This is a genomic window from Selenomonas sp. ND2010, assembly GCF_000702005.1.
GTDB lineage: Bacteria > Bacillota > Negativicutes > Selenomonadales > Selenomonadaceae > Selenomonas_A.
The window spans coordinates 1-10301 of record NZ_JNKI01000044.1 but is presented as its reverse complement, the minus strand read 5'-3'; the positions used below and the strand labels follow the sequence as shown (position 1 = coordinate 10301).

The following is a 10301-nucleotide window of genomic DNA, read 5'->3' as shown; positions in this document are numbered from 1 at the left end:
CGTTCAAGCGAAGCGCGTTTTGCAACTTTTTCGATGCTTAATTAAAGATAAAAATTTCGTTTAGAAAAACATCTCCCGCGTAGTGTTGGCACTGCCCCTAGCGGTGGCGAAGAGCTGCTTCGAATAAGGCTCCGCTAACCGATAAACTGTAATTTGTTGAGGAAAACGGGATTTTATGACAAATGTCATATGGAACAATTGAAAGTAGTGACAGAGTTCAGCTGACTTTGACCGTGTTTTCTATTATTATAATTACTGTCAGAAAAATTATAAGTTTAACGCTGTTGCTACGATAGGGAATTTTGATAACAACAGCAGGTTTTCCGAAAGGGGAATGACATATGGAAATCGCATTTTGCCGAATCGACGACCGACTGATTCATGGTCAGGTTGCTACGGTCTGGACGAAGGTAACGGGCTGCAACCGCATCATGTGCTGCAGCGACGAAGTTGCCAAAGATGAGATGCGCAAGAAGCTCCTGCTGCAGGTAGCTCCTCCGGGTATCAAAGCTTACGTCGTACCGGTTGAAAAAGCTTGTGAAGCTTACAAAAATCCGAAATACGACGCATTCAAGACGCTGTTCCTGTTCACGAAACCGGCGGATGTAGTCCGCGCCGTGAAGGGCGGTATTCCGTTCAAATCCGTCAATCTTGGCGGCATGACGTACAAGGATGGCGACACGCTGATCTCTAGTGCGGTTGCGGTCAATCCGGATGATGTCAAAGCACTGCTCGAACTGCAGGATATGGGCATCGAAGTGGAGATCCGCAAACTGGCCAATGAGCCGAAGGGCAACCTGATGGAAGCGCTCAAGGCCAAAGGCATGGTTTAACCCAAAGCAATCATTCATCAAGTAAAAGAACTGGTCGATTGGGAATTGGACCGGTTGGGGGAAGCAAAAGAAAAGATAGGGGTGTTTATACGTTATGACTACCATACAGTTTATTTTACTGATTGTTGTCGCAGCGGTAGCCGGCATGGGAAGCGTATTGGATGAGTGCCAGTTCCACCGTCCGCTCGTTGCCTGCACGTTGGTTGGTCTCGTTCTTGGTGATATTACTACCGGTATTATTCTTGGCGGTACGCTGGAGATGCTGGCTCTGGGCTGGATGAACGTCGGTGCGGCAATGGCACCGGATGCAGCTTTGGCATCGGTCGTTTCCGCAATCCTCGTCATCGTTGGACATCAGAGCATCGGTGCTGGTATCGCCCTGGCTGTACCACTGGCTGCTGCTGGTCAGGTCCTCACGATTTTCGTTCGTACGATTACCGTATTTTTCCAGCATTTGGCGGATAAATTTGCCCTCGAAGGCAATGCTTTCGGCATCGAGATGTGCCACATCGGCGGTCTGCTGCTTCAGGGTATCCGCGTAGCCGTTCCGGCTGCCATCGTCGCTGCCGTTGCTGGTACGGACACGGTCAACGCTATGCTCGCATCCATTCCGGAAGTCATCACGCGCGGCCTGCAGGTTTCTGGCGGCTTCATCGTCGTAGTAGGTTATGCGATGGTCATCAACATGATGAATGCCAAATCGCTCATGCCGTATTTCTTCCTCGGTTTCCTCATTGCCGTATTCACGAACGTCAACCTCATCGGTTTTGGTGCTATCGGCCTCATCTGTGCTTACTTCCACATCCGTGGCCTCCAGCGTGAGCTCAACGCAGCAGCTGCTGGCAGCACGGGCAGTGGTGATGGTCTTGACGACATCGATGATTCGGAACTGATGTAAGGGGGAGGAACTGTCATGGAAAAGAAACTTAGCAAAAGCGATCTCGTATCGATTTTTATCCGTTCGAACTTCCTGCTCGGCTCCTTCAACTTCGAGCGTATGCAGGCAATTGGCTTCTGTGTGTCGCTTATTCCGGCACTCAAGAAACTTTACAAAGATGATCCGGAGGAGTATAAACGCTCGCTCAAACGTCATCTCGAATTCTTCAACACGCAGCCGTTCCTGGCAACGCCGATTATGGGTATCATCGCGGCGATGGAGGAGAAGAAAGCCAATGGCGCGGAAATCGGTGAGGACACCCTCTCCGGCGTCAAGGTTGGTCTTATCGGCCCACTGGCCGGTGTCGGCGACCCGATTTTCTGGGGTACGCTTCGCCCGGTCCTGGCCGCTCTCGGTGCTGGTATCGCACTGACGGGCAGCATCGTTGGCCCGCTGATTTTCTTCGTAGCCTTTAACGTCATTCGTCTCCTTACCAACTGGTATGGTGTAATGTATGGCTATGATAAAGGTACGGAACTCGTCAATGAGGTGGGCGGCAATCGCATGCGTTACCTCACGGAAGGTTCCTCCGTACTCGGTCTGCTCGTCATGGGTGCTCTCGTAGCCAAATGGACGACCGTCAATATGCCGATGGTATTGTCTTCCTATACGAACAGTCAGGGAGAACAGGTGGTCACGACGGTTCAGAGCTTGCTCGATTCGCTGATGCCTGGCATCGTACCGATGTTGATGACGTTTGCCTGCATGTGGCTCCTCAAAAAAGGCGTCAATCCGCTCGTCATCATTCTCGGCCTCTTCGCTCTCGGCATTGTGGGCTATGCCATTGGCCTCTTTGCATAAATCATCACGTATTCCATTATGTAATACAATCCCAACAGAAAGAGCTTCGTTTTTGGACGAAGCTCTTTTTGTGTGCGTTATTTGTGATATAATTGGAAGCAAATGAACGAGAAAGGCGGAGTATGATGGACCTGCGGGAAAAGTATTTCTGGGCGCTGGTGGGAGCGATGAGTGTAGGGCTGTTGCTGCTCAGCCTGCTGCACATGTCTCAGGGGGACTTGTCCGTGCGGCAGAACGAGCAGCGGCGGAAAATGGGGGCAGTTTATATGACTTTGAACAATCCCTTTTATGAAGTCGTCGATGAGGAAATTCGCACGGTCGTCGAGAACCATGGCGATATTTTGATTTCCCGTGATCCAGCGCTGTCGGTGGATCGTCAGCGGGAAGAAATCAAAGAGCTGATTGCCGAAGGAGTCGAGGTCATTTTCATCAATCCCGTCGATTGGCAGCGGATTGAGCCGGCGCTGGAAGAAGCGTATGCTGCCCATGTACCGGTCATTGCCATCGATACCAGTGTGCAGGATGAGAAATACGTGGCATGTACGGTTATGTCGGACAACTATATGGCAGGGGTTCAATGTGCACAGCATGTCATCGCGAATAATTCCGGTGGACAGATAGCGCTGCTGAAACACACCGAGGCCCATTCTTCGGTTGACCGCATTCAGGGATTCCGCGATACCATAGCGAATTATCCCGCCTTTACCATCGTCGATGAGGAGGAATGTCTCGGTCAGCTGGAGAATGCGATGCCGGCGATGGAACGGATACTAGCTCGTCATCCGCAGGTATCCATTGTCATGGCGTTAAACGATCCTGCTGCCATGGGTGCGCTGGCAGCGCTGCAGAATGCCAATCGCATCGGTACAGTAAAGGTCTACGGGGTCGATGGCGTCCCCGAGACAAAGGAAATGATTTTGCAGGGGCACATGACTGCGACGGCGGAACAGTCGCCGCGGCAAATCGGCAAACAAGCGGCGGAGCAGGCGTATCGGCTCCTGGCCGGCGAAAGTGTTCCACGCGTCATTCAGCTGCCGACGCAGCTCTTAACCCGTGACATTCTGCTTACTGGTGGCAAGGAGGGCTGGAATTGATGAAAATAGATCTGGAAGTTGCCAAGGAACGGGCGCGGATTGCCAGCCTTTATCGCTTGCTTAGCCTCTACAATGGTATCGTGGTCTTTCTCATGGCGGGGTTTATGAGCATCACCCAGGAAAAGGTCATCAAAAGCATGTCGGCAAGATCCTTTTTGGAAACCTTGCCAATCGTGCCCATGCCGGCGGGAGAGTGTTTTGCCCTTTCGATGGGGGCGTTTCTGGTCCTGGTGGGACTTGGGCATCTTTACCGGCGGGATACCTTGACCGATATGATGCGTTACTTGGTGTTTCTCGCCGAGATTTCTGCCTGCCTGCTATTGATGCGCAGTTTGAACCTTGCCTATGACGGTGTGGTGTTGCTGGTGGTAGCGGATCTTATGCATCGGTATCAGGGAAAAAACCAGAGCTGGCTTTTGGTGGGGGCTATGTTTGGCCTGTATTTCATCGCCAACTACAATATGGCCGTTTTCCAAGGCCACGTTGCTCCGTTTGATGCCTACGTTTCCTATTACAAATCTTCGGTGCAGGCCATTCTCGTGGCGGTAAAAAATGGCTTCGTGTCAGTAAATATCATCCTGTTCGTCTTGTATTTGGTACTGCTCGTGCAGAGTAAGCATCAGGAAAAAGAGCGCATTGCCAGCCTGAACAAGCAGCTCGGTGATGCCAATAAACGCCTGCGCGCCTATGCGATTGAAGCGGAGCGCATGGCAGAAACCCGCGAGCGCAATCGTCTGGCCCGCGAGATTCACGATACTCTTGGGCATGCGCTGACCGGTATTGCAGCCGGGCTCGATGCCTGTATCATTTTGGTCGATGCCGCGCCAGAGGCGGCCAAAAAACAGCTGTCGAAAATTCGCGAGACGGCGCGGCGCGGGATTATCGATGTACGGCGCTCGGTCAAAAAGCTGCGGCCGGATGATTTGGAGAAGCTGCCGCTTCGTCATGCGATTGCCCGCATGGTGGCTGAGTTTGCTGAATCCTCTAATATGAAAATCAAGGTCGTTGCTCTGGGCTGGCCGGACAATTTGCGCGAGGATGAGGAAGAGGTCATCTATCGCGTGGTGCAGGAGGGCATAACCAATGCCAACCAGCATGGACATGCCACCGAGGCAATCGTTACCATTGGGACAGAGCCGGGGCGCAATTACATTATCATTGCGGATAATGGCATCGGCTGCAGTGAGGTCGATCCGGGCTTTGGCCTGCGTCATATGAAGGAACGGCTGGGGCTTCTTCATGGGCGGCTGCGGTATTGGAGTGACAATGGCTTTACGTTAGAAGCGACGATTCCCGCCGGAAACAAACAGGAGGATGACAAATGATAAATGTGATGATTGCCGATGATCAGGATCTCATCCGGGAGAGTCTCAAAATTGTTCTGGATCAGAATGTGGACATGAAAGTCATCGGTCTGGCCGAAAATGGGCGACAGCTGATGGAAATGCTAAAGGAACGTCAGCCGGATGTCATTTTGATGGATGTCCGCATGCCGGAAATCGATGGCGTCAAGGCAACAAAACTCGTCAAGGAACTCTATCCGCAGGTCAAAATCGTGATTCTGACGACCTTTGATGACGATGAATATGTTTTCAATGCGTTGAAATTTGGTGCCAGTGGCTATCTGTTGAAAGGCGTATCGGTGCCGGACCTTACCAATGCCATTCGCACGGTAGTCAGCGGTGGGGCCATGATTAACCCTGGCGTAGTGGCCAAGGTGGTAAAACTCTTTAACCAAATGGCGCAGAATAATCTGGCGGTAGAGGCTGAGCCCATCGGTGGGGAAAGTCTCACGCGCACCGAGCGCAATATTGCGCATCTGGTGGGACATGGACTGTCGAACAAGGAAATTGCCGAACGGCTCAGCCTGTCGGAGGGAACGGTGCGCAATGGCTTGTCCAATGCACTGTCCAAATTGAATCTGCGCGATCGCACGCAGCTGGCGATTTGGGCGGTACAGACAGGCTTGGCAGCGGCTGAGGTGGATTGCTGATGCGAGGGGATATTAAGCGTCAGCTCATGCTGGTCATGCTGGCGGTAGTTCTGATTGCCAGCGTTTTGATCTATCAGAAGCAGGAGCCGGAGGTACTGGAGGTTGGCGTCTTTGCCGGCAGCAATTGGGGCGTTCCGGATGGGGATTCTTATGCCGTAATTGATGAGGTCATCAAAACCTTTGAGCAGGAACATCCAGGGGTTCGGGTAAGGTATACCAGTGGAGTAAAGAAGGAAGATTATTCGGAATGGCTTGCGGAAAAAATGCTGGCGGGTGAAGCTCCCGATGTGTTCATTGTTCCCAGCGAAGATTTCAACATGTATGCCTCGATGGGCGCCTTGCAGGATTTGACGAACTACGGCAACCAAGATAGGGATTTTTCCTGGTCGGCATATTATCCGGCGGCGCTTAATTATGGCCGTTATGATGAGCGTGTTTATGGGCTGCCCGTGGCCAGTGTGCCGACTTTGATGTTTGTGAACAAGACGCTGCTAGCTCGGGAAGGGATTGCAATTCCCAAGAACGACTGGACTTGGCAGGAGTTTTTGGAAATCTGCCGCCGTGTGACCAAGGATAAAGATGGTGATGGTGTATTGGACCAGTTCGGAGTCTATGACTATGATTGGAAACTGGCGGCGGTTACCAATGGCGTGACGTTGTTCCGGGAGGATGGGCGAGCCTCCTACTTTGCCAATCATCGTGTGGAAGAGGCCCTGCAGTTCATGATAAAACTTCATGATGCACAGCGAGGCCGTGAAGTCACAGCCAAGGATTTCGATATGGGGCGCGTGGCCTTCCGTCCGTTCACTTTTGCCGAGTACCGCACCTATAAACCCTATCCCTGGCGCATCAAGAAATATAGTTCCTTCGAGTGGGACTGCATCAAGCTGCCAGCAGGGCCATCGGGCGATAATGTCTCTAATCTGCAGACGATGCTGGTGGGGGTAAGTGCCAACTCAAGACATAAGGAACTGGCTTGGCAGCTGCTAAAGGATATTTGCTATCGCCCGGAGATTCAGCAGATGATGTTGACCAAGACCCAGGGACTGCCGGCGCGCCGCGATGTGGTGGAATCCAAGGAATCCCAGGAGCTGTTTGCCGCCAATGCACCCGGCTGCGAGGAAATGGACTTACGGGTGGTAAGTGAAGTCATGGACAAAGCCGTCATGCGGCCAAAGTTTAAAGGCTATGATGAGGCCATGCTCATGGCGGATACAGAGATACAGAAAATCATTGCGGGCATCGTGCCGTTTAACAATGCCCTCAATAAATTGCAAAAGGAAATCAATGCCTATTTGCAGCAGTAAAGGAGGATTTTTATGGCACCTATCGAAATCGAGCGCAAGTGGATGGTAACGGGGTGGCCGGAGATGCCGGAGGGAAGACTCGCTTTTGAGCAGAAGATGCGTCAGGGATATGTATCCGTACGGCCGACCGTCCGCATCCGCGAAGAGGAAACAACGCGGTCAAATCGTGCGCAAAAGCCCTTGCAGGATGAATTCATTCTCTGTTTTAAATCGAAGGGGCGTCTTTCGCGCAAAGAGGTGGAGCTTTCCATTCCCGTGGAAAAATTTCGCGAGCTTGAAGATCTTATCGGTGAGCCGCTTATCGAAAAAGTGCGGCGGACCTATGAACTATCGGGCGGACTTTCGTTAGAGGTCAATCACGTGGATGCTGGCCTGCCGACGGAATTCTGGTATGCGGAGGTAGAATTTGCCAGTGAGGAGGCAGCCAAAAGCTTTATTCCCGCCGATTATGGTCTAGGGGATTATCTGGTTGAGGATGTAACCGAACTTCCGGGGCAGTCGATGGGAGAATATTGGGAGACAACGCGGCTCCATAAAACCGATAAATGAAATAACCATGTAAAAAGGGCTTCCTATGGTGGAAGCCCTTTTTACATGGTTATTTTTCGTAAGTCAGAATGACGTCGGTTCCTGCGGTTACCATTTCATCGGAATCCGCAGGCGTTAGATTGCGTACCGTATCGTAGTTGACGATAAGTATTGGCGAAATCAGATTGATTTTCCGCTGCTGCAACAAGGGCAGATCGAGTTTTAGGATCGGTTCCCCAGCTTTTACGTAGTCGCCACGGTGGTGCAACTGGGTGATTCCTTCGCCGTTCATGATGACGGTGTCGAGGCCGATGTGGACCAGAATCTGCACGCCGTCCGAGCGGGTGACCGCAAAGGCGTGCTTCGTGTCGAAGAACAGGGAAATCTCCCCGTCGCAGGGAGATAACACCGTGTCACTGTCATTTAAGACAGCCACTCCATCTCCCGTTAGCTTTTCGGAAAAAACCGGGTCAGGTACATTAGCAAGATCGATTACCTTGCCAGAAATGGGCGCGATAAGGTTCTGTTGTTGCGTAGTCATAGTGCTTACCTGCCTTCTTACAATGTTAGAAAAAATGCTTCTTTTACCTACATTGTACTAATAGACCGCGGATTTTTCAAGAATCACTTGTCAACTTGTAATATAAAATATTTTTTAGGGGAGATTCGGGATGTTTTTACTGATGGCCGTATGACGGATGATATCTTGAACGCGGAGGTCGATGGCCAGTTCCTGCTTGTGCAGGGTTTCGGCCGTGGAGAATTCTGCCTGGCTGTTATCGCGGCATCCCTTGATGAAGTGCTGCCATGCCTTGATGGTAGTTTCGGTAGAATGCTGGCGCTGGCGGGCAAGATACTGGGCTCCAGCAGGAATCTCGACTTCGTCTAGTTTTTGCTGTCGTTTTTTCAGCGCAGGAATGACCTCGTTTTCCAGCAGGGCGGCGATTTTCTTGCGCTGGGCGGCAGATAGATTGCCATTCTGTGTAGTTGTCAGCTGACGGAATCGGCTCTGGTACTCGTCAAAGATGCCATTGTATTCGTCGACGATGCCCTGGGTATTGTCGATATAGCTGGCGATGTCACGATTTTGCAGGGGCGCGATCAAATCGAGGTATTCCCGGTAATTTTTGATATAGGAAACCTGCCAATGTCCATCTTCCGATTGTTCCATGACAAGCTGGAGTTTAAATGGGGTTTGGGTGTAGTCTTCGATGATATTGAGTTCTGCGGTAGCCGTGCTGCCGTCGTGTTCAATGTTGCCGATGCTGACAAGGGTGGTATTGCGCAGCTGGCTGCGCTCAATGAAGCGCTCAAAGTCAATACCAAGCTGGCGCCCTTTTAAGATATCGGTACCGTCGGGCAAACTCCAAGCCCCTGATTCAATCCGTGTAAGGGCGGCGTTTTCCAATCCCATGGAAAGCTGAGGCTTTATCATAATGTAGAATTTTTCAAACATGACCTTGCTGTTTGGCGTCAGCGTGGAATCATAGGCAAACAAATCAACCGTGAGGTCGTCGTAAGCGCGGGAGGATAAAACATCCATATTTACATATTTTTTAAAGGCGTCCGTATTCCGGTCTTCGATGGCAGCTGACAATTGTTTCAAGGCGTATTCTGGTGTTCGCGTATAAAAGAATGCATACCAGACGGTCATGCCAACCAAGGAGGCGATCAATAGAATAAAGAAAAAAAGGTGACGACGCTGGCGGCGGCGTCTTTGGCGCAGCCGGCGGTTCCAAGTATAATCATCCATAAGTATATTATCTCCTAATTAGAATCATCCCTATTATACTATAAGGTGCAAATGGGAGCAAAAAAATAGAAAAGAACTGTTAATCGACGAACATATATGCTAAAATATCAACAAGAATAACTGTTCGTTAATTGAGGAAAGCTATGAAGTGGGTCAATCATGAAATCATAACTGGCGTAATCGTTTATGCGGTAACAGAAAATCCTTTGGCAGCGCTATACAGCATGGCCGGCGCTGTGCTGCCGGACAAAATAGAAGGAAATCCTGGCAGCAATTATTGGAGTTGGCGTTCGCGCCATCGCGGCTGGTCGCATTGGCCGATGCTGTATGTCCTTTTGCTGGGACTGCAGCTGCGGATGATGAAGAGTGGCATGGATTCTTTCTATGATATGGGAATGATCGGTATCTTTCTCTGTGTGGGGGCTTTACTACATATAATAGAAGATGCGGTCTGTGGTAAGGTGCCGTTCCTTACGCCGTGGCAGAAAATCGGCATCAAGCTGTTTAAGGTTGGATCGATAACAGAGTATTTGTTTTCCCTGGTGGTTGTGATCTTTTGTTACTTGTTAAAAGAAATTTGAAAAAAGGTGTTGACATATCGTCAAAACCCGTGTATCATAATACAAGTCGCTGAGAGATACGGCAGAACAAAAACAATCGCCAAGCCTTGATTGGCAAGGGATTGAAACAAAGTTCTTTCGAAAAGTTTTAAATAAGAATTTAAAAAAGTTCTTGACAAAAACAAATCGATGCGATACAATAAATGAGTCGCTGAAATGAGCGACAGAGATTGTTCTCTGAAAACTAAACAATGTAAAATGAAATCATGCAACATGATTTAAGCCAGATGTTAAGATGAAACTTCGGTTTCATAAATAAACATCGATTGGTATGAACAACATAGCAATCGGCAATTTCTTTTAAAGATAATTGAGAGCTTGATTGAGTTCTTCAATATAATTTATTGGAGAGTTTGATCCTGGCTCAGGACGAACGCTGGCGGCGTGCTTAACACATGCAAGTCGAACGAGGTGATTGAAAGCTTGCTTTTGAGA

General features: G+C 50.1%; 11 protein-coding genes and 1 rRNA gene. 10 read left to right on the top strand and 2 right to left on the bottom strand.

From position 1 onward, the window contains the following. Positions 1–341 precede the first annotated feature (341 nt). The 8 genes from T504_RS0111535 to T504_RS0111500 all read left to right on the top strand — a co-directional run bounded on the left by T504_RS0111535 (position 342) and on the right by T504_RS0111500 (position 7514). Positions 342–833: a PTS sugar transporter subunit IIB gene (locus tag T504_RS0111535; protein WP_033171232.1), complete on the top strand. Its 492-nt coding sequence runs from the start codon at positions 342–344 to the stop codon at positions 831–833. Positions 834–927: 94 nt separating this feature from the next. Further along, complete coding sequence (locus tag T504_RS0111530) at positions 928–1731, top strand: PTS mannose/fructose/sorbose transporter subunit IIC (RefSeq protein ID WP_033171231.1); 804 nt, start codon at positions 928–930, stop codon at positions 1729–1731. Between the two features lie 15 nt (positions 1732–1746). Further along, the gene (gene manZ / locus T504_RS0111525; RefSeq protein ID WP_033171230.1) at positions 1747–2571 is read left to right on the top strand and encodes a PTS mannose transporter subunit IID; all 825 of its coding nucleotides are present in this window, start codon (positions 1747–1749) and stop codon (positions 2569–2571) included. Positions 2572–2693: 122 nt separating this feature from the next. Further along, the gene (locus tag T504_RS0111520; RefSeq protein WP_072022743.1) at positions 2694–3665 is read left to right on the top strand and encodes a sugar ABC transporter substrate-binding protein; all 972 of its coding nucleotides are present in this window, start codon (positions 2694–2696) and stop codon (positions 3663–3665) included. Beyond that, the gene (locus tag T504_RS0111515) at positions 3665–4990 is read left to right on the top strand and encodes a sensor histidine kinase (RefSeq protein WP_033171229.1); all 1326 of its coding nucleotides are present in this window, start codon (positions 3665–3667) and stop codon (positions 4988–4990) included. Before T504_RS0111520 ends, T504_RS0111515 begins: the two co-directional genes overlap by 1 nt. After that, positions 4987–5658, top strand: coding sequence for a response regulator transcription factor (locus T504_RS0111510; RefSeq protein ID WP_033171228.1), 672 nt, complete (start codon positions 4987–4989; stop codon positions 5656–5658). Before T504_RS0111515 ends, T504_RS0111510 begins: the two co-directional genes overlap by 4 nt. Next, a complete protein-coding gene (locus tag T504_RS0111505; RefSeq protein WP_231473912.1) occupies positions 5658–6965 on the top strand; it encodes an ABC transporter substrate-binding protein in 1308 nt (435 codons plus the stop codon). Before T504_RS0111510 ends, T504_RS0111505 begins: the two co-directional genes overlap by 1 nt. Before the next feature lie 12 nt (positions 6966–6977). Next, a complete protein-coding gene (locus tag T504_RS0111500) occupies positions 6978–7514 on the top strand; it encodes a CYTH domain-containing protein (RefSeq protein WP_197018716.1) in 537 nt (178 codons plus the stop codon). Positions 7515–7563: 49 nt separating this feature from the next. On the opposite strand, the gene T504_RS0111495 is transcribed toward T504_RS0111500, so the two are convergent. Further along, positions 7564–8034 carry a PTS sugar transporter subunit IIA gene (locus T504_RS0111495; RefSeq protein ID WP_033171227.1) on the bottom strand — a complete coding sequence of 157 codons (471 nt, stop codon included), beginning with the start codon at positions 8032–8034 and terminating at the stop codon, positions 7564–7566. A gap of 114 nt (positions 8035–8148) precedes the next feature. Then, a complete protein-coding gene (locus T504_RS0111490) occupies positions 8149–9246 on the bottom strand; it encodes a hypothetical protein (protein WP_033171226.1) in 1098 nt (365 codons plus the stop codon). Positions 9247–9389: 143 nt separating this feature from the next. Here T504_RS0111490 and T504_RS0111485 point away from each other — a divergent pair, with 143 nt between their 5' ends. Both T504_RS0111485 and T504_RS0111480 read left to right on the top strand, forming a co-directional pair. Beyond that, on the top strand, positions 9390–9827 hold the full coding sequence (locus T504_RS0111485; RefSeq protein WP_033171225.1) for a metal-dependent hydrolase: 438 nt from the start codon (positions 9390–9392) through the stop codon (positions 9825–9827). Between the two features lie 380 nt (positions 9828–10207). Next, positions 10208–10301 (top strand): 16S ribosomal RNA (locus T504_RS0111480); the annotation flags it as partial.

Coding starts and splice junctions, on each gene's coding strand:
- T504_RS0111535 (WP_033171232.1), top strand. CDS start 342: ATGGAAATCGCATTTTGCCGAATCGACGACCGACTGATTCATGGTCAG.
- T504_RS0111530 (WP_033171231.1), top strand. CDS start 928: ATGACTACCATACAGTTTATTTTACTGATTGTTGTCGCAGCGGTAGCC.
- manZ (WP_033171230.1), top strand. CDS start 1,747: ATGGAAAAGAAACTTAGCAAAAGCGATCTCGTATCGATTTTTATCCGT.
- T504_RS0111520 (WP_072022743.1), top strand. CDS start 2,694: ATGATGGACCTGCGGGAAAAGTATTTCTGGGCGCTGGTGGGAGCGATG.
- T504_RS0111515 (WP_033171229.1), top strand. CDS start 3,665: ATGAAAATAGATCTGGAAGTTGCCAAGGAACGGGCGCGGATTGCCAGC.
- T504_RS0111510 (WP_033171228.1), top strand. CDS start 4,987: ATGATAAATGTGATGATTGCCGATGATCAGGATCTCATCCGGGAGAGT.
- T504_RS0111505 (WP_231473912.1), top strand. CDS start 5,658: ATGCGAGGGGATATTAAGCGTCAGCTCATGCTGGTCATGCTGGCGGTA.
- T504_RS0111500 (WP_197018716.1), top strand. CDS start 6,978: ATGGCACCTATCGAAATCGAGCGCAAGTGGATGGTAACGGGGTGGCCG.
- T504_RS0111495 (WP_033171227.1), bottom strand. CDS start 8,034: ATGACTACGCAACAACAGAACCTTATCGCGCCCATTTCTGGCAAGGTA.
- T504_RS0111490 (WP_033171226.1), bottom strand. CDS start 9,246: ATGGATGATTATACTTGGAACCGCCGGCTGCGCCAAAGACGCCGCCGC.
- T504_RS0111485 (WP_033171225.1), top strand. CDS start 9,390: ATGAAGTGGGTCAATCATGAAATCATAACTGGCGTAATCGTTTATGCG.